The sequence below is a fragment of the Streptomyces sp. NPDC021012 genome (assembly GCF_044333355.1).
Taxonomy (GTDB): Bacteria; Actinomycetota; Actinomycetes; order Streptomycetales; family Streptomycetaceae; genus Streptomyces.
This window is the reverse complement of sequence record NZ_JBIRQU010000002.1, coordinates 673,906-693,059: the sequence shown is the minus strand read 5'-3', so window position 1 is coordinate 693,059 and position 19,154 is coordinate 673,906. Positions and strand designations below refer to the sequence as shown.

The window sequence follows — 19,154 nt, the reverse complement described above, 5'->3', positions numbered from 1 at the left end:
CACCGAGCCCTGGAGTCAGACAGATGCGTTTCGGCCTGCTCGGCCCGATCACGGCGCAGGACGCCGCCGGCCCTCTCGTCATCGGCAGCACGAAGGTCCGGATCCTGCTCGGCATCCTGCTCCTGAAACGCGGCCAGGTGGTCTCCTCCGACGAGCTCAAGGCCGCCCTGTGGGGCACCGACCTGCCCGCGACGGCCTCCAGTTCCCTGCACAACCACGTGACGCGCCTGCGCAGGACACTGGGCTCCGAGGGGGCCGCCCGGCTGCGCTCGGTACCGCCCGGATACGTCCTGGACGTGGAGCGCGGCGCGCTCGACGGCGACCGGCACGAGGAGCTCCTCGCCACCGCGCGCACCGCCCGGCACGGGGAGGACTGGGAGACCGTACGGGAGGCATGTGCGACGGCCCTGGCGCTCTGGCGGGGAAGCCCCCTCGCGGACCTGCCGGGACTCGGCCAGAGCCTGCTGTACGGGCCGGCCCTCCAGGCCCTCGACGAGGCCCGGCTCGTCGCCCTGGAGTGGCGCTGCGAGGCCGACCTGCGTCTCGGCCGGTACGACGGCCTCGCCGCGGAGCTGTACGCGCTCACCGAACAGCACCCGCTGCGCGAGGGCCTCCACCGCCACCTGATGCTGGCCCTGCACCGCACCGACCGCCAGGCGGAGGCCCTGGCCGTCTTCCACCGGCTCCGCAGGATCCTCGCGGACGAGCTCGGCGTTTCGCCCGGCCGCGCCGTGCAGGAGGCGCTCGCGGACATCCTCCAGGGCCACGGAGAACCCGCGGCGAAGCCCCCGGTCCCCGCTCCCGAACCCGCACCGGCCCCCGACGCCGCCACGGCGGCCGGGAACCACGTCCCGGCCCAGCTCCCCCCGGTCTCCCGCTACTTCTCCGGCCGGCGGGCGGAACTGGCACGGCTCGACGCGCTCCTCGAAGACGCCCGCCGGCACGCCGGCACGGGCCCCATCGTCGTCTCCGGCCCCGGCGGCGTGGGCAAGACGACCCTCGCCGTCCACTGGGCGCACCGGGTCCGCGCCGACTTCCCCGACGGCCAGCTCCACCTGAACCTGCGCGGCTTCGCCCCGGAGGGCTCCGCCGTCACCCCGGACAGCGCCCTGCGCAGCCTCCTCGAAGGCCTCGGCGTGCCCCGTGCGCGCGTCCCCGCCGCCCAGGAGGCCCGGACGGCCCTCTTCCGCACGCTGACGGACGGACGCCGCTGCCTGATCCTGCTGGACAACGCCCGCGACGCCGCCCACGTGCGGCCGCTCCTCACCGGGTCCGCGACCAGCCTGACCGTCGTGACGAGCAGGGACCAGCTCCTCGGCCTCGTCGCCGTCGAGGACGCCCAGCCCGTGGCGCTCGACGTGCTGTCGCCCGACGACGCGCGCGAGCTCCTCGCCGCGCGCGTCGGCCGGGACCGCGTCACGGCCGACCCGCGCGCCGTCGACGAGGCCGTCGAGCTCGCCGCCCGCCTCCCGCTGGCCCTGGCCGTCGTGGCCGCCCGGGCGGCCGTCACCCCCGCCCTCAGCCTGACCCGGCTCGTCGAACGGCTGCGCCTCGCCCGCGGCCTGGACGCCTTCACCGGCAGCGACGCCCGGAGCGACGTCCGTGCGGTGCTCTCCTGGTCGTACGAGACGCTGAGCACCGACGCCGCGCGCCTCTTCCGGCTGCTCGCCGTCCACCCCGGGCCCGGGATCACCGTGCCCGTGGCCGGCAGCCTCGCGGCGCTCCCGCCGGCCCGGGTGCACCCGCTCCTGACCGAGCTGGCCGAGGCCAACCTGGTCACCGAGGGCGCCGACGGCAGGTACGCCTTCCACGACCTGCTGCGCACGTACGCGGTGGAGCTCGGCGAACAGGTCGACTCCGGGGCGAGCCGCCGCACCGCCCTGCGGCGGATCGCCGAGCACTACCTCCGCACCGCGGAGCGGGGCGCCCTCCTGATGGACCCCCAGCTGGCCCCCGTCGACCTGCCCCCCAAGCCGGGGCGGGGGGTGCGCCCCGAGGACCCCGCGGACATCGGCGCGGCCCGGGAGTGGTTCACCGGCGAACACGAGGCCCTCGTGGAGACCGTCGTCCGGGCCGGCGCGAGCGGCCTCGACCGGGCATGCTGGCAGCTGGCCCACGTCCTGAAGACGTACCTCTCCTGGGGCGGCCACTGGGCGGACGGCGCGGTCGTCCAGACGGCCGCCCTGGAGGCGGCGGAGCGCCTGGCCGACCCGACGGCCCGGGCACGGGCGCACCGGAGCCTGGCCGCGGCCCTGCGCTGGAACGCCGCCACGGACGCCGAGGCCGGGACGCATCTGCGCCGGGCGCTCGACCTGTTCACCGCCGAGGGGGACCTGCTCGGCCAGGCCGACGTCCACCTCGACCTCGCAGGGCGCCACGAACGGAAGGAACGCCCAGGGGAGGCGCTGCACCACAACCAGCGGGCCCTGGAGCTGTTCCAGGAGCTCGGCCACCGGAGCGGAGAGGCGAAGGCCCTCAACAACGTGGGCTACTTCCAGGCCCTGCTGGGCAACCACGCCGAGGCGCTGGCCATGTGCGACGCCGCCCGCCGGGTCTTCGAGGAGCTCGGGGACCGGCGCAGCCTGGCCCTCACCTGGGACAGCCTGGGCGTGGTGCACCAGCAGACGGGTGACCTGGAGCGGGCGGCGCACTGCTTCCGGATATCGGCGGAGGGCCTGCGGGAGGTCGGCGCGGCGTACCACGAGGCCGTCTCGCTCGACCACCTCGGCGACGTCGAGTCGACGGCCGGCCGGCCCGAGAGCGCCCAGGAGGCCTGGAGGCAGGCCTGGGAGCTGCTCGACGCGCTGCGGCACGACGACGCGGACACGATCCGGCTCAAGCTGCGGCGGTGAACCGGTCCGGCACGGGCCGGGGCCGACACCGCAACGGCGGAGCGCGGGAGGTGAGGTGTGCGGCATCCGTTGGAATCGACCGGAACCGCTCGGAGACGTCGTAGGGCTTGATCGTTTCTGCATGGCGCCCTCACCGGCATGCACACACGTACCGGACTCGCTCTCGCGAGCGCCGCCCTGACCGCCCTCGCCGTCACCGCCCCGACGGCGTCCGGGACCGCCGCCGGACCGGAGCCGACCCCGGCTCCGCTCGTCACCGCCGCCCACGCGCTGCCCGGCACGTACATCGTGACCCTCGACAGGACGGTCGACACCGCCGGGACCGCCGAGCGGCTCGGCCTCAGGCCCACGTTCGTCTACGAGAAGGCCATCAACGGGTTCGCGGCCCCGCTGACCGACCTCCAGCCGGAGCTCGTCCGGAGGACCCCCGGAGTGACCTCGGTCGAGGAGGACGCGGTGACGCTCGCACCGCCCCGGCCGGCCACGCCGTCGGCGTCCCGGGGCCCGGCCGCCCCCTGGGGCCTCGACCGGACCGACCAGTGGAACCTGCCGCTCGACGGCGACTTCACCACCCGCGGCAACGGCGCCGGGGTGACCGCGTACATCCTCGACACCGGCATCGACTACCAGCACGAGGAGTTCGGCGGCCGCGCCGGCTTCGGCTTCGACGCGATGGGCGACGGACGCTACGGCCAGGACTGCAACGGCCACGGCACGCACGTCGCGGGCACGGTCGCCGGCGCGACGTACGGGGTGGCCCGCAAGGCGAGCCTGGTGAGCGTCCGCGTGCTGGGCTGCGACGGACGCGGCGCGTACTCGGGCATGACCGCCGGGCTCGACTGGGTCGCCAGGAACGCCAGGCAGCCGGCGGTCCTGAACGGCTCCCTGGGCGGGGACAGGTCCGTGACCCTGAACGACGCCGCCACCGCGCTCTACGACGCCGGAGTGCTGCCCGTCATCGCGGCGGGGAACTCGGCGAAGGACGCCTGCGGCGTCTCGCCCGCGTCGGCGACGGGCGCGTTCACCGTCGCGGCCTCCACCATCTGGGACGAGGAGGCGTCCTTCTCCGACTACGGCCCGTGCGTGGAGGTCTTCGCCCCCGGCAAGGACATCGTCTCGGCGAAGACCGGCGGCGGCTCCGTCGCCCAGGACGGCACCTCCATGGCCGCCCCGCACGTCACCGGCGTCGCCGCCCTCTCCAAGGCGGCGCACCCCACGGCGGGCCCGGCCGAGGTCGCCGAGTGGCTCGACGGCAACACGACGAAGGGCCTCCTGACCAGCACCAGCGGCGGCACCCCCAACAAGCTGCTGTTCACCGGCGGCCTGTAGCGCGGCACGTCCCGGCCCCGGTCAGGCCCCCTCGGTCTCGAAGGCGCGCAGCAGATCGGCGGCGACGCTCACGGCGATCGTCGCCGGTTCCTTGCCGGAGATGTCGGCGAGACCGATCGGGGTCTTGATCCGGTCGATGACGGCCTCGTCGTGACCGCCCTCGGTGGCGAGGCGCTTGCGGAACCTCGCCCACTTGGCCGCCGACCCGATCAGCCCGATGGAGCCGAGGTGCGGCGTCCGCAGGGCGGCGTCGCACAGGGCGGCGTCCTCGGCGTGGTCATGGGTCATGATCAGGACGTGGGTGCCGGGCGGCAGCTCCTCCAGGACCTCCTCGGGCAGCAGCGGCGTGTGGTGCACGCGCACCTGCGCCACCGCGTCCGCGAGCACGCCGAGCCGCTCCTCGGCGAGGGTGTCGGCACGGCTGTCGACCAGATGGAGGTCGAGGTCCTGACGGGCCAGGATCCGCGCCAGTTCGAGCCCGACGTGCCCGACGCCGAAGATCGCCACCGCCCGTGCCACCGGCAGCGGTTCGAGCAGCACCGACACCGTGCCGCCGCAGCACTGCACGCCGTGCCGGTTGGTCACCTTGTCGTTCAGGGCGAAGTCGATCAGCTCCGGCTCAGCCCCGGACGCGGCGATCATCTCCCGGGCCCGGTCGATCGCGACGGCCTCCACGTTCCCGCCGCCGATCGAGCCCCAGGTCTCGTCCCGTCCGACCACGAGCTTCGCGCCGGCGTCGCGCGGGGCGTGGCCGCGCACGGCCGCGACGGTCACGAGCACGCCGGACTCCCGGCGTGCCCGCAGCCGCGCGACCGCGGCGAACCACGTCATGTCAGGCACCGCTCAGGACTTCCGCGCCCGCGCCGGCCCTGTCGCGGGCCGCCTCGACCGCCCAGTACACCGCCTCCGGCGTCGCCGGCGAGGCCAGCTCCACGCTGACACCGCCCGGCCCGAACGCGGCCGCGGCCTCCCGCAGCGCCTCCCGTACGGAGAAGGCCAGCATCAGCGGAGGCTCGCCCACCGCCTTGGAACCGTAGACCGCGCCCTCCTCGCCGGCGTTCTGAAGGAGCGTGACGTGGAACTCCTCGGGCATCTCCGAGAAGCTCGGCAGCTTGTACGTGCTCGCCGCCTGCGTGAGGAGCCGGCCCCGGTGCGGCCCGTCACCGGCGTCCCAGCGCAGGTCCTCCAGGGTCAGCCAGCCCGCGCCCTGCACGAACCCGCCCTCGACCTGACCGATGTCGATCATCGGGGAGAGGCTGTCGCCGACGTCGTGCACGATGTCCACCCGCCGGATCCGGTACGCGCCGGTGAAGCCGTCCACCTCCACCTCGGCCGCGGCGGCACCGTGCGCGAAGTACTTGAACGGCGAGCCGTGGAAGGTCTTCGCGTCCCAGTGCAGCCCCTCGGTCCGGTAGAAACCGGCCGCCGACAGCTGCACCCGCTGGAGGTACGCGGTGCGGACGAGGTCGTCCCAGGCCAGCTCCCCGTCGCTGCCGAGCCCGCGCGCGACGCCCTCGACGATGCGTACGTCCGAGGCGTTCACCCCGAGCCGGGTCGCCGCCACCTGGAGCAGCCGCCCGCGCAGCTGCTCGCAGGCGTTCTTCACCGCCGCGCCGTTGAGGTCGGTCCCCGCGCTGGCGGCGGTGGCGGAGGTGTTGGGCACCTTGTCGGTACGGGTCGGGGCCAGGCGCACCTTGTGCAGCGGGATGCCCAGGGTGGTCGCGGCCACCTGGAGCATCTTGGTGTGCAGGCCCTGGCCCATCTCGGTGCCGCCGTGGTTGATCAGGACGGAGCCGTCCTTGTAGACCAGCACCAGCGCGCCGCCCTGGTTGAAGGCGGTGAGGTTGAAGGAGATGCCGAACTTGAGGCCGGTCAGCGCGAGGGCCCGCTTGGTGTGCGGGTGCGCGGCGTTGAACGCGGCGATCTCGCGCCGGCGGCCGGTGAAGTCCGCGTTCTCCTTGACCTGCTCCCAGACGGCGGAGATCCGCTCCGGCTGGACGACCGGCTGTCCGTACGGCGTGGACTGGCCCTTCCGGTAGAAGTTGCGCTCCCGCAGCTCCGCCGGGTCCAGGCCGAGCAGCGGCGCGCACCGGCCCATGATGTCCTCGATCACCAGCATGCCCTGCGGTCCGCCGAAGCCGCGGAACGCGGTGTTGGAGACCTTGTTGGTCCGGGCGATGCGGCCGGTGATGCGGGCGTTGGGCAGCCAGTACGTGTTGTCGATGTGGCACAGCGCGCGGGCCACCACCGGCTCGGACAGGTCCAGGCTCCAGCCGCCGTCCGCCGTCAGGGTGGCGTCGAGGGCCTGGATGCGGCCCTCGGCGTCGAAGCCGATCCGCCACGAGGCGTGGAAGCCGTGCCGCTTGCCGGACATGGTGAGGTCCTGGGTCCGGTTGAGCCGGACCCGGACCGGGCGGCCGGTCAGCCTGGCGCCGAGCGCGGCGACGGCCGCGAAGCCGTGCGGCTGCATCTCCTTGCCGCCGAAGCCGCCGCCCATCCGCAGGCACTGCACGGTCACCTCGTGACTGTGCAGACCGAGGACGTGGGCGACGATCTCCTGGGTCTCGGACGGATGCTGGGTGCTGCTCTGGACGAAGACCTGCCCGGCCTCGTCGATGTGCGCGAGGGCCGCGTGCGTCTCCAGGTAGAAGTGCTCCTGGTCGGAGAACCGGAGCTCGCCGGTGAACACGTGCGCGGAGTCGGCGAAGCCGGCGTCGACGTCGCCCGTCTCCATCACGGGCCGGGCGCCGTGGAAGCTGCCGGCGGCGATCGCCTCCTGGAGCGTGACGAGGGAGGGCTTCTCGTCGAGGTCGACCTCGACGGCGGCGGCGCCGAGCCGGGCCGCCTCCAGGGTCTCGCCGAGCACCCAGGCGACCGCGTGCCCGTGGAACATGACGGTGTCGGGGAAGAGCGGCTCGTCGTGCTTCATCCCGGCGTCGTTGACGCCGGGCACGTCGGCCCCGGTCAGCACCCGCACCACACCGGGCACGTCGAGCGCGGGCCCGGTGCGCAGCGCGGTGATCCTGCCGTGCGCCTTCATGACCTGGACGGGGTAGGCGTGCAGGACGTCCTTGGTGCGGTGGACCAGGTCGTCGGTGTAGAGCGCGGTGCCGGTGACGTGCTGGGCGGCGCTCTCGTGCGGCAGGGAGAGCCCGACGACGGACTTCTCGGGACGCTCGGACAACTGGCTCATGACGACACCGCCTCGGTGGTTCGCGCGTACAGCTTCAACAGGCTCTGGCCGAGCATCGCGGAGCGGTACGCGGCGCTCGCCCGGTGGTCGTCCATCGGCGTGCCCTCGTCCCGCAGCACCGGCGCCACGGCCTCCACGGTCTCCGCCGTCCACGGCCTGCCCTCCAGGGCCGCCTCGGTGGCGAGCGCGCGGATCGGGGTGGCGGCGACGCCGCCCAGGCCGATGCGGGCCTTGCGGACGATCCCGTCCTCGACGTCGAGCGCGAAGGCGACCGCGACGCTGGAGATGTCGTCGAAGCGCCGCTTGGCGATCTTGTGGAAGGCCACGAGCAGCGACAGCGGCAGCGGGACGCGCACCGCGCGGATCAGCTCGCCGGGGCGGCGCACGCTCTGCCGGTAGCCGGTGAAGTACTCCGCGAGGGGGACCTCGCGCTCGCCGTCGGCGTCGGCGAGCACCACCGACGCGTCGAGGGCGAGCAGCGCCGGCGGGCTGTCGCCGATGGGGGAGCCGGTGCCCAGATTGCCGCCGAGGGTCGCTCCGTTGCGGATCAGCCGGGAGGCAAACTGCGGGAACAGCTCGGCGAGGAGCGGGACTTCGCCGTCGAGGCGGCGCTCGATCTCGGTGAGGGTCAGTGCCGCGCCGATCTCGATGGCATCGGACTCGACGCGCAGCTCGCGCAGTTCGGGGAGCCGGTCGACGGCGACCACGCAACCGGCCCGCCGGGAGCGGATGTTCACCTCGACGCCCCAGTCGGTGGAGCCGGCGACCACCACCGCGTCGGGCCGCTCGCGCAGCAGCCGCAGCGTCTCGGCCAGGGTGTCCTTCCGGAGGAACACATGGTCGTCCTGGGCGTATGCGGTGGCGACCGGTGCGGGCGGGGCCTGCTCGCGACGCCGCGCGAGGGGGTCCTCGTCGGTGGGCGCGCCGACGGCGAACGCGGCGTCGCGGATGGGGCGGTAGCCCGTACAGCGGCACAGGTTCCCGCTCAGCGCGTGCAGGTCGAAGCCGTTCGGTCCGTGCTCGGCGTCGCCCTCCGCGGCCGGGTGGGCGCAGCGGTCCGGCCGGTAGTACTCGGCGGCCATGCTGCAGACGAACCCCGGTGTGCAGTAACCGCACTGGGATCCGCCGCGGACCGCCATCTCCTCCTGCACGGGGTGCAGGGCGGGCGCGGTGCCGGGCGCGCCGGGGGTGGCGAGGCCCTCGGAGGTGACGATCTCCTGGCCGTCGAGCGCCGCGACCGGCACCAGGCAGGCGTTGACCGCCACCCAGTCGGTGGGCTTGTTCACCCCGGGCCGGGCGACCAGGACCGAACAGGCGCCGCACTCGCCCTCGGCGCAGCCCTCCTTGGTGCCGGTGAGACCGCGCTCGCGCAGGAACTCCAGCACCGTGGTGTGGGGTGCGGCCGGTGCGATCGGTGCTTCTTCCCCGTTGACGGTGATACGCGCCGCTACCATGACGGGCCCTCGATTCGGTGCGCGATGGGTCGATTCCTCATGTTCGCCAATGTCGGCAGCTTTCTGTGTTCGGACGCGCCACGGCGGAGAAGCGGGCGCGGAACGGCGCACGTCGGCGGCGCGCCGGAAACGGTGAGGGGGAACAGGGGCGTGCCCGTGGACGGGCACGGCGGAACGGCGTCGTCAGCAGCCGTGGGCGATGCGACCCGGAACCCAGACCGTGCTGTGGGCGAGGCGACTCAGGTCGGAGCTGGTGTTCATCCGCCGGTCGCCTCCTCTCGGTCGTCATGGGTCGAGGCTGCAAATTAATGCCGGGCGATCACCGGGGTCAAGAGCCGTCCGAGCTGTGTACATCTCGAAATCAGATGGCTCCCAACTGAAACATCTGTTGGACGGTTGCGCGGGCCGCTCCAAGGATGGGCCGTGCGGTAGCACAGTCCACGAGAGCGGAGGCACACATGCCGCATGAAGAGCATGAAGAGACCGAAGTGGTCGTCGTCGGGGCGGGCCAGGCGGGCGTCGCGATGAGCGAGCACCTGGGCGCCCACGGCATCCCGCACACCGTCCTGGAGCGGCACCGGATCGCCGAGCGCTGGCGCTCCGAGCGGTGGGACTCCCTGGTCGCGAACGGGCCCGCGTGGCACGACCGCTTCCCCGGCCTGGAGTTCGCCGACGTCGCCCCCGACGTCCACCCCGACGCCTTCGCGTCGAAGGAGCAGGTCGCCGACTACTTCGCCGCGTACGCCGAGAAGATCGGCGCCCCGATCCGCACCGGCGTCGAGGTGACCTCGGTGCGGAAGCACACCGGCCGGCCCGGCTTCCGCGTCGAGACCTCACGGGGCACGATCGACGCGCGGTTCGTCGTGGCCGCCACCGGGGCCTTCCAGCGGCCCGTGATCCCGCCCGTCGTGCCGGACGGCGCCGTCCCCACGCAGATCCACTCCAGCGCGTACCGCAACCCGGGGCAGCTGCCCGAGGGCGCGGTCCTCGTCGTCGGGGCCGGTTCCTCGGGGGTCCAGATCGCCGACGAACTGCGCCGGTCCGGGCGCCGGGTCCTCCTCTCGGTCGGTCCGCACGACCGTCCGCCCCGCGCGTACCGGGGACGCGACTTCTGCTGGTGGCTCGGTGTGCTCGGGATCTGGGACGCGCAGACGCCTCCCCGGGGCGCCGAACACGTCACCATCGCGGTCAGCGGTGCGCGCGGCGGTCACACGGTGGACTTCCGGGACCTGGCGGCCTCCGGCATCGAACTCGTCGGTCTGACCGCGTCCCACGACGACGGCGTCCTGCGTTTCGCACCGGACCTCGCCGAGAACATCGCCTTCGGCGACGCCAAGTACCTGGAGTTCCTGCGGGCCGCCGACGCGTACGCCGAGCGCAACGGGCTCGACCTCCCCGAGGAGCCGGAGGCCCACGTCCTCGGGCCGGACCCGGACTGCGTGACCAGCCCCCGCCTGGAGCTCGACCTCGCCGAGGCCGGCGTCACCTCCATCGTCTGGGCGACGGGCTTCGCGAGCGACTACGGCTGGCTCGACGTCGACGCGTTCGACGAGAACGGCCGGCCGGACCAGCAGCGGGGCGTGTCCGCCGAGCCCGGCGTGTACTTCCTGGGCCTGCCCTGGCTGTCCCGCCGCGGGTCGAGCTTCATCTGGGGCGTCTGGCACGACGCCCGGTACGTCGCCGACCACATCGCGCGGCAGCGCGGCTATCTCGCGTACGACCCCACCGACCGGAAGCACTGAGGAGCGGACCATGACCTCCACGACCCCGAACACGCCCCCGGATACGACCTCGAACACGGCCCCGAACGCCCCGGCCGTCGCCGGCGGGCACACCCGGATCCGCCCGTTCAACACCCGCGAGACCTATCCCGAGCAGAACCTCGACAACGACCTCTGCCAGGCCGTCGTCGCCGGGAACACGGTGTACGTCCGGGGCCAGATCGGCCAGGACCTCGACACCAGCGAGTCCGTCGGCGTCGGCGACGCCGAGGCCCAGGCCGAGCGCGCCATGGCCAACATCAAGATGCTGCTCGAAGAGGCGGGCAGCCGCATGGAGCACCTGGTCAAGCTGACGGTCTACCTGATCGACCCGCGCTACCGCGAGGCCGTCTACCGCACCGTGGGCCGCTGGACCAAGGGCGTCCACCCCATCTCCACCGGTCTGGTGGTCTCCGCCCTCGCCCGCCCGGAGTGGCTGTGCGAGATCGACGCGATCGCCGTGATCCCCGAGGAGGGACGGGCGTGACCTTCTCCCTCCTCGTCCGCGACGGTGCGCGGTTCGGCGTCGTGGCGAGCTCGTCGAGCCCGGCCGTCTTCGCCCGGGTCGCCCATCTGCGGCCCGGGGTCGGCGCGGCGGCCTCGCAGAACATCACCGACCCCACGCTCGGCACGAGCCTCCTGGCGGGCCTCGCGGAGCACGCCGACGCGGAACGCGCCCTGGCCGACGTCACCGGCGCCGCCCGGAACGCCGGGACGATCGCGTACCGCCAGCTGACCGTCCTCGGCCGCTCCGGCGCCGGGTTCGCGCACAGCGGGGCGCGGACGCTCGGCACGTACGCCTCGGCCACCGCCGACGGCGCGGTCGCCGCGGGCAACATGCTGTCCGGCACCCACATCCCCGGCGTCCTCCTCGACGCCTACGCCGCCGCCGGCGGGGAACTCGAAGAGCGCCTCCTCACCGCCCTGAGGGCCGCCGTCGCCGCCGGCGGCGAGGAGGGGCCGGTGCACTCCGCGGGCCTGGCGGTCGTCGCGGACGTCGGCTGGCGCGTGACCGACCTGCGGGTGGACTGGGCCGAGGACCCCGTGGACCGGCTCGGCGACCTCCTCGACGTCTGGCTGCCGCAGCGCGACGACTACGTGCGGCGCGGCCTCGACCCCGCCTCCGCGCCCCCGTACGGCGTCCCGGGGGACCAGTGACGGGGGACGTGAAGGAGGCCGCCCGGCGGGCGGTCGACCGCCGCGCCGAGGAGCTGATCCGCCTCTCCGAACGGCTGCACGCCGACCCGGAGACCGCCTGGGAGGAGCACCGGGCCGCGGCCGCCGTGCCGGAACTCCTCGACCGGGCCGGATTCGACGTCACCCCCTCCTACCTGGGCCTGGAGACCGCGTTCCACGCCCGGTTCGGCACCGGGCCCGTACGGATCGCCCTGTGCGCCGAGTACGACGCGCTGCCCGGCCTCGGCCACGCGTGCGGGCACAACCTCATCGCGGCGAGTTCCGTCGGGGCCGCGCTCGGCCTCGCGGCCGTCGCCGACGACGCCGGGCTCACCGTCGAGGTCTACGGCACCCCGGCCGAGGAGGGCGGCGGCGGCAAGATCGAGCTGCTCGACCGGGGCGCCTTCGCCGGGGTCGACCTCGCGATGATGGCGCATCCCGCGCCGGTCGACGTCGCCGAGGCCCGCCCGTTCGCGGTCAGCCACTCCCACGTCTCCTACACCGGGAGGTCCGCGCACGCCGCGGCCTATCCGGAGGCCGGGATCAACGCCGCCGACGCCTTCACCGTGGCCCAGGTCGCGATCGGACTGCTCCGCCAGCAACTCCCCTCCTCGGCGCGGGTGCACGGCGTCGTGACCCACGCCGGGGACGCCCCGAACGCCATCCCGGAGCGCGCGACCGGACGGTGGTACGTACGGGCCGAGACCCTCGCCGAACTCGCCGCGCTGGAACCGCGCGTGAGGCGGGCCTTCGAGGCCGGGGCCCTCGCGACCGGCTGCGAGCTCCGGATCGAGCCCGAGAGCAAGCCGTACGCGGAGTTCCGCGCCGACGGGACCGCCCTCGGCCACTACCGTACGAACGCCCTCGCCCTGGGACGGGAGTTCGCGCCGCCCGGCCAGGCCGCCCGGATGAACCGCGCCTCCACCGACATGGGCAACGTCTCGCAGGTGGTGCCCGCCATCCACCCGTACATCGGCATCGGCTCCCTGCCCGCCACCAACCACCAGCGCGAGTTCGCCGCGCACTGCGTGGGCGGGCCGGCGGAGCGCGCCCTGCTCGACGGGGCGACGGCCCTGGCCTGGACCGGCGTGGACCGGGCCCTCAGCCCCCGACCGAGCGAAGGACCCCGGCGATCCGAAGGCCCACGACGATCCGAAGGACTCCGATGACCCGAAGGACTCCGATGACCCCCACCCCGGACCCCCGGCGCAGCACCCCGCCGGACCGCGCGTACCGGACGGAACACGACATGCTCGGCGACGTCGACGTGCCGGCGGACGCCTACTACGGCGCGCACACCGTCCGGGCGGTCGACAACTTCCCCCTCACCGGGGAGACCCTCGCCGCCCGCCCGCACCTGGTCCGCGCCCTCGCGGCGGTCAAGTGCGCCGCGGCCCGCGCCAACGCCGAGGTCGGCGCCCTGGACCCCGCGCTCGCCTCGGCGATCGCGGACGCCTGCGCCGAGATCCGGGACGGAGCGCTCCACGACCAGTTCGTGGTCGACCTCATCCAGGGCGGCGCGGGCACGTCGACGAACATGAACGCCAACGAGGTGATCGCCAACCGCGCCCTGGAACTGCTCGGCCGCTCCCGAGGCGAGTACGCGGTCCTGCACCCCCTCGACCACGTCAACCTCGGCCAGAGCACCAACGACGTCTATCCGACCGCCCTGAGACTGGCCCTGGACGCGCACGTCGCCGAGCTGCTCACCGCCCTGGCCGGGCTGCGGGGCGCCTTCGAGGACAAGGCCGCCGAGTTCGCCGACGTCCTGAAGATGGGTCGCACCCAGCTCCAGGACGCCGTGCCCATGACGCTGGGCCAGGAGTTCGGGGCGTACGCCGCCACCCTCGCCGAGGACGAGCAGCGGCTCGCCGAGGTCAGACCGCTGCTGTACGAGCTCGGCCTCGGCGGCACCGCGATCGGCACCGGGCTCAACGCCCGCCCGGGCTACCGGGAACGCGCGGTGGAGCACCTGCGCCGGCTGACCGGCATCCCGGCGCTCCGGTCCGCGCCGGACCTGGTCGAGGCCACCCAGGACGTCGGCGTCTTCGTCCACCTGTCCGGGGTGCTCAAGCGCGTCGCCGTGAAGCTGTCCAAGATCTGCAACGACCTGCGCCTGCTGTCCTCGGGCCCGCAGGCCGGACTCGGCGAGATCAACCTGCCCGCGCGGCAGGCCGGTTCGTCCATCATGCCCGGCAAGGTCAACCCGGTGATCCCGGAGGCGGTCAACCAGATCGCCTTCGAGGTCATCGGCAACGACGTGACCGTCACCCTGGCGGCCGAGGGCGGACAGCTCCAGCTCAACGCCTTCGAGCCGGTCATCCACCGGAGCCTGGGCGCCGGGCTCGACCACCTCACCGCGGGCGTCACCGTCCTCGCCGAACACTGCGTGCGGGGCATCACCGCCAACCGGGAGCGGCTCGCCGGGACCGTCGCCGCGTCCACGGGCCTCGTCACCGCGCTCGCCCCCGCCCTCGGCTACGAGACCGCCTGCGCGCTCGCCCTGGAGGCCCACCACACCGGCAGGCCCGCGCTCGACCTCGTACGCGAGCGGGAACTGCTGACCGAGGCGGAGCTCGACGGGCTGACGAGCCCCGCGGCCCTGACGGGCCTGTCGCCGGCCGGTGCCGCATAGGGTCGGAGCCGACCGGCGCCGCATAGGGTTCGGAGCGGACAGGATCACCAGGCGCGAGGGCCACGCATGACGTCACCAGTGGGTTTCACACTCGTTCAGCTCCGCTACTTCCTCGTCGCCGCCGAACGCGGCTCGATGACGGAGGCGGCCGCGGAGCTGCACATCGCGCAGTCCGCCGTGTCCACGGCCGTCCACAACCTGGAGCAGGACCTGCGGGTCCAGCTGTTCATCCGCAGGCGGGGCCGGGGACTGACCCTCACGCCCGCCGGGGAGCGCCTCCGGCAGCAGGCGCGGGAGCTCCTCGCCCGCGCCCGCGAGGTCGAGCGGGAGGCGCGGGGGGAGGGCGGGCCCCTGTCCGGGCCGGTGGCCGTCGGCTGCTTCGTGACCCTGGCCCCGTACTACCTGCCGGCGCTGTTCAGCGAGTGCACCCGACGCCATCCGGGCATCGAGCTCGACGTCGTGGAGGCGGAGTCGGACCAGCTCGTGCGGGTCCTGGCGGAGGGGCGCGTCGACTTCGCGCTCACCTACGACCTCGGCCTGTCGGCCGAACCGGACCTGGCCGCCGAGACGGTCGCCCGCGCCCCGGCGTACGTCATCGTCGCGGCCGGTCATCCGCTGGCCGGCCGGGACGGCGTCGAGCTGGCCGAACTGTCCGGGGAACCGCTCGTCCTCCTCGACCTGCCCCACAGCCGCGACTACTTCCGCTCCCTGGTGGCCGCCACCGGCACCGCGCCCGACGTCCGCTACCGCACCCAGAGCTACGAGACCGTGCGCTCCCTGGTGGCGCGCGGACTCGGTTACTCCGTGCTCAACCAGCGGCCGGCGACCAGCCAGACCTACGGTGGTGGTGAGATCGCGGAGCTCCGGCTGACGGACGGCGGCCCGCCGCTGGAGGTCAAGCTCGCCACGGTGGGGGGCGTGGCGCAGAGCGCCCGCGCCCGCGCGGTGATGGACCTGCTGCGGGAGATCGCCGCCCGGCCGGCCGGGGACTGAACTCAGAGGTCGGCGCGGCCCGTCACCGCCCGCGCGTGGGCCAGGAGCAGTTCCCGGGCCCTGTCGGGGCGCAGTGCGGCGTTGCGGCTGACGATGTGCAGTCCGTAGCCGTCCTCCAGGGCCACCAGGCCGTGCGCCAGGTCCGGCGCGGCCGCGGCGAGCGTGAACCCGCCGGTCGCGGCGCCGACCGCGAGGGCGGTGGTGTAGAGCGCGACCTCCCGGGCGAACAGGGAGGCCATCAGCTCGGCGTGGCCCGGACTGCGGCCGGCGCGCCGGTGCAGCTCGTACAGGAGCCCGTGCACCGGGTCGTCGGTCATGCCCGGCAGGCCGCTGTTCAGCAGGGCCCGCAGCCGTGCGGCGGGATCGTCGGCGGGCGCCTTGTCGTAGGCCTGCTGCCGGGTGGCGAGATATCCCTCCACGGCGCCCCGGTGCACCTCCAGGACGAGGTCGTCGAGCTCGGGGTAGTAGTACAGCACCGAGCCCTGGGAGACGCCCGCGGCCTCCGCGATGTCCTTGATGCGCAGGGCTTCGAGGCCGCGCTCCGCGATGGCCCGCCCCGCGGCGGAGACGAGGGCCTCCCTGCGTGCCGTCTGGTCGCGTGGTCTGCCTGCTTTCCTCATGACAGTCATTCTCTGATGCCCGCATCAGGTTGTGCAAGAAGTTCTCGTCCAGAGCATTGACGGACGGTTCGGCAATTGTTTGAATCCCGACTCAAAGAAGTCGGCGCGGACGTTCCCGCCGAGCTCCTCCCCTCCCCGCCGCCCCCGCGCACCGCCCGGGCCGCACCTCACCTCGCCCCTCACCTCACCCGAACGGGCACCGGCTCGCCCACGTCCCACGACGCGATCGAAGGCCAGACATGCAGACCTACGCCCACTGGCGGCAGCGCGCCGCAGACTTCACGCCCCGCACCCGCCTGTTCATCGACGGAGCGTGGACCGACCCCGCCGAGGACCTCCGGATCCCGACCGTGAACCCCGCGACCGGCAAGACCACCGCCGAGGTGGCGGCCGGCTCCGCCGCGGACGTCGACCGGGCCGTGGCCGCCGCCCGCACCGCCTTCGAGGGCGGCCGCTGGTCGCGCACCGCCCCCGCGGAGCGCAAGCGGGTCCTGCTCGCCCTCGCCCGCCTCATCGAGGAGCACGGCGAGGAGCTCGCCCTCTGCGACACCCTCGACATGGGCAAGCCCATCGCGGAGTCCCACGGCACCGACGTCCCCGGCGCGGCCGGGGTCTTCGCCTGGTACGCCGAGGCCGTCGACAAGCTGTACGACGAGGTCGCCCCGGCCCCGCCGGGCAACCTCGCCCTCGTGCGCCGCGCCCCGCTCGGCGTCGTGGGCGCGGTGGTTCCCTGGAACTTCCCCCTCGACCTCGCGGCCTGGAAGCTGGCGCCCGCCCTGGCGGCGGGCAACAGCGTCGTCCTCAAGCCCGCCGAGCAGTCCCCGCTCTCCGCCCTGCTCCTCGCGGAGCTCGCCGCGGAGGCCGGACTGCCCGACGGTGTCCTGAACGTCGTCCCCGGCCCGGGGGAGACGACCGGGCGGGCGCTCGGCCTCCACCCGGACGTGGACACCCTGGTCTTCACCGGGTCCACCGCCGTCGCCAAGCGCTTCCTCGCCTACGCCGCCGAGTCCAACATGAAGCAGGTCTGGCCCGAGGCCGGCGGCAAGAGCCCGAACCTGGTCTTCGCCGACGCCGACCTGGACGCGGCCGCGGAGCGCGCCGCCTGGGGCTTCGCGTACAACGCCGGACAGGTGTGCTCCGCCAACACCCGGCTGCTCGTCGAGGCCTCCGTCGCCGAGGAGTTCACGGCCCGCGTCGCCGAGCACGCCCGCACCTGGCTGCCCGGCGACCCGCTCGACCCCGCGACCCGGCTCGGACCGCTCGTCGACGAGGCCCAGGCGGTACGCGTCCTCGACGCCGTGCGCTCCTCGGGCGGCACCGTCGTCTGCGGCGGCACACGGCCCGACCGGGACGGCGCCTACCTCGACCCCACCGTCGTCACCGGCCTCGGCCCCGACTCCCCGCTCGTCCGGGAGGAGCTGTTCGGCCCCGTGCTGACCGTGCTCCCCTTCCGGGACGAGGCCGAGGCGATCCGCCTCGCCGACGACTCCGCCTACGGCCTCGCCGCCTCCGTGTGGACCCGGGACCTCGGCCGCGCCCACCGCGTGGCCGACGCCCTGCGCGCCGGGACCGTCTCCGTCAACACGGTCGACGCGCTCAGCCCGTACACCCCCTTCGGCGGGTTCAAGCAGTCCGGCCACGGCCGTGACCTCTCCCTGCACTCCTTCGACAAGTACACCGGCCTGAAGACGACCTGGATCGCGTACGGCTGATCGTTCCGACGCGGCACCCGACCCGACACCCTCACCCCAGCAAGGGACTCACCACCATGACCGGCGACAACACCGCAGACCTCATCCGCCTCGACCGGGCGCACCTCATCCACCCCTACCTGCCGGGCAGCGCCACCGAGCGCGTGATCATGACCTCCGGCTCCGGCTGCCGCCTCACCGACACGGAGGGCCGCGACTACCTCGACGCCACCGGCGGCCTCTGGCTCGCCCAGATCGGCCACGGCCGCGAGGAGATCGCCGACGTCGCCCACGAGCAGATGAGGAAGCTGGAGTACTTCACCAGCTTCTGGGAGTTCTCCAACGAGCCCGCCGTCAAGCTCGCCGCCCGCCTGGCCGAGATCGCCCCCGAGCCCCTCAACCACGTCTACTTCACCTCCGGCGGCTCCGAGGGCAACGAGGCGGCCATCAAGATGGCCCGCTACTACCACCACCGCCGGGGCGAGGGCAGCCGGACGTGGATCCTGGCCCGCAGCAAGGCCTACCACGGCATCGGCTACGGCGGCGGCTCGGCCACCGGCTTCCCCGTCTACCACGAGGGCTTCGCCCCGATGATGCCGCACGTCTCCCACCTCACGCCCCCGTGGCCGTACCGCAGCGAGCTCTACGGCGGCCAGGACCCGACCGACTTCCTCATCCGCGAACTGGAGGAGCGCATCGCCGAGATCGGGCCGGAGAACATCGCCGCGATGATCGGCGAGCCCATCATGGGCGTCGGCGGGATGCTCGTCCCGCCGGCCGACTACTGGCCCCGGGTGCGGGAGGTCCTCGACCGGCACGGCATCCTGCTGATCTTCGACGAGGTCGTCACCGCCTACGGCCGGGTCGGCGAGTGGTTCGCCGCCCGGTACTTCGACGTCACCCCGGACATCATCGTCACCGCCAAGGGCATCACCTCCGGATACGTCCCGCTCGGCGCCCTCCTGGTGAGCGACGACCTCGCCGAGGTGCTCCTGCGCGACCACGGCTTCCCCATGGGCTACACCTACAACGGCCACCCCGTCGCCACCGCCGTCGCCCTCGCCAACCTCGACATCATCGAGCGGGAGGGCCTCCTCGCCCGCGCCACGAGCCTGGGCTCCTTCCTCCACGGCGAACTGAAGGCGCAGCTCGGCGACCTGCCGATCGTCGGCGAGATCCGCTCCGTCGGCATGATGCTGGCCGTCGAACTCGTCCAGGACCGCGCCACCCGCACGCCCCTGCCCCTCGACCCCGCCCACATGCCCCACGACGTCATCCGCCGCGAGGCCGGCGTGATCGTGCGCGACTCCGCCCACAGCCTGGTCCTGTCCCCGCCGCTCGTCATGACCGAGACCGAGGCCAAGGAAGTGGCCACCGCGCTGCGCGGCGTCCTGGAGCGCACCGGACCCGACGGCGCGATCCGCTCCGCCTGACCACCCACGGGAGGCCCG

The 19,154-nt window shown here is 73.9% G+C and carries 14 protein-coding genes; 10 read left to right on the top strand and 4 right to left on the bottom strand.

Annotation, left to right across the window (positions count from 1 at the left end):
* The first annotated feature begins 23 nt into the window (after positions 1 to 23).
* Complete coding sequence (locus ACH4TP_RS08415) at positions 24 to 2,852, top strand: AfsR/SARP family transcriptional regulator (RefSeq protein WP_398436537.1); 2,829 nt, start codon at positions 24 to 26, stop codon at positions 2,850 to 2,852.
* A 138-nt stretch (positions 2,853 to 2,990) separates the two neighbouring features.
* Entirely contained in the window at positions 2,991 to 4,181 is a 1,191-nt protein-coding gene (locus tag ACH4TP_RS08410; RefSeq protein ID WP_398436536.1) for a S8 family peptidase, read from the top strand.
* Between the two features lie 21 nt (positions 4,182 to 4,202).
* On the opposite strand, the gene xdhC is transcribed toward ACH4TP_RS08410, so the two are convergent.
* Genes xdhC through ACH4TP_RS08395 form a run of 3 tightly spaced genes read right to left on the bottom strand, consistent with a single transcriptional unit; the run spans position 4,203 to position 8,828 of the window.
* A complete protein-coding gene (gene xdhC, locus ACH4TP_RS08405) occupies positions 4,203 to 5,012 on the bottom strand; it encodes a xanthine dehydrogenase accessory protein XdhC (protein WP_398436534.1) in 810 nt (269 codons plus the stop codon).
* Position 5,013: 1 nt separating this feature from the next.
* Entirely contained in the window at positions 5,014 to 7,374 is a 2,361-nt protein-coding gene (xdhB, locus tag ACH4TP_RS08400; protein ID WP_398436533.1) for a xanthine dehydrogenase molybdopterin binding subunit, read from the bottom strand.
* Positions 7,371 to 8,828, bottom strand: a complete 1,458-nt coding sequence (locus ACH4TP_RS08395; RefSeq protein ID WP_398436531.1) for a xanthine dehydrogenase small subunit — start codon at positions 8,826 to 8,828, stop codon at positions 7,371 to 7,373. Before ACH4TP_RS08395 ends, xdhB begins: the two co-directional genes overlap by 4 nt.
* A gap of 458 nt (positions 8,829 to 9,286) precedes the next feature.
* Between ACH4TP_RS08395 and ACH4TP_RS08390 the strand changes: the two genes are divergently transcribed.
* From ACH4TP_RS08390 to ACH4TP_RS08365, 6 genes are all read left to right on the top strand, one after another.
* Complete coding sequence (locus ACH4TP_RS08390; protein WP_398436529.1) at positions 9,287 to 10,570, top strand: flavin-containing monooxygenase; 1,284 nt, start codon at positions 9,287 to 9,289, stop codon at positions 10,568 to 10,570.
* A gap of 10 nt (positions 10,571 to 10,580) precedes the next feature.
* Complete coding sequence (locus ACH4TP_RS08385; RefSeq protein ID WP_398436528.1) at positions 10,581 to 11,075, top strand: RidA family protein; 495 nt, start codon at positions 10,581 to 10,583, stop codon at positions 11,073 to 11,075.
* Positions 11,072 to 11,746 (top strand): DUF1028 domain-containing protein, encoded by a 675-nt coding sequence (locus tag ACH4TP_RS08380; protein ID WP_398436527.1) that lies wholly within the window; start codon positions 11,072 to 11,074, stop codon positions 11,744 to 11,746. Before ACH4TP_RS08385 ends, ACH4TP_RS08380 begins: the two co-directional genes overlap by 4 nt.
* Positions 11,743 to 12,933, top strand: coding sequence for a M20 family metallopeptidase (locus ACH4TP_RS08375; protein ID WP_398436526.1), 1,191 nt, complete (start codon positions 11,743 to 11,745; stop codon positions 12,931 to 12,933). The genes ACH4TP_RS08380 and ACH4TP_RS08375 overlap by 4 nt, the downstream gene beginning before the upstream one ends.
* A gap of 14 nt (positions 12,934 to 12,947) precedes the next feature.
* Positions 12,948 to 14,399 carry an aspartate ammonia-lyase gene (locus ACH4TP_RS08370; protein ID WP_398436524.1) on the top strand — a complete coding sequence of 484 codons (1,452 nt, stop codon included), beginning with the start codon at positions 12,948 to 12,950 and terminating at the stop codon, positions 14,397 to 14,399.
* 66 nt (positions 14,400 to 14,465) lie between these two features.
* On the top strand, positions 14,466 to 15,392 hold the full coding sequence (locus ACH4TP_RS08365) for a LysR family transcriptional regulator (RefSeq protein ID WP_398436522.1): 927 nt from the start codon (positions 14,466 to 14,468) through the stop codon (positions 15,390 to 15,392).
* 2 nt (positions 15,393 to 15,394) lie between these two features.
* Here the strand turns inward: ACH4TP_RS08365 and ACH4TP_RS08360 are convergent, their stop codons facing one another.
* On the bottom strand, positions 15,395 to 16,012 hold the full coding sequence (locus ACH4TP_RS08360; RefSeq protein WP_398436521.1) for a TetR/AcrR family transcriptional regulator: 618 nt from the start codon (positions 16,010 to 16,012) through the stop codon (positions 15,395 to 15,397).
* A 239-nt stretch (positions 16,013 to 16,251) separates the two neighbouring features.
* Here ACH4TP_RS08360 and ACH4TP_RS08355 point away from each other — a divergent pair, with 239 nt between their 5' ends.
* Together ACH4TP_RS08355 and ACH4TP_RS08350 are read left to right on the top strand one after the other, a co-directional pair.
* Positions 16,252 to 17,724 (top strand): aldehyde dehydrogenase family protein, encoded by a 1,473-nt coding sequence (locus ACH4TP_RS08355; protein ID WP_398436519.1) that lies wholly within the window; start codon positions 16,252 to 16,254, stop codon positions 17,722 to 17,724.
* A 56-nt stretch (positions 17,725 to 17,780) separates the two neighbouring features.
* Positions 17,781 to 19,136: an aspartate aminotransferase family protein gene (locus ACH4TP_RS08350; RefSeq protein WP_398436518.1), complete on the top strand. Its 1,356-nt coding sequence runs from the start codon at positions 17,781 to 17,783 to the stop codon at positions 19,134 to 19,136.
* Positions 19,137 to 19,154: the final 18 nt, after the last annotated feature.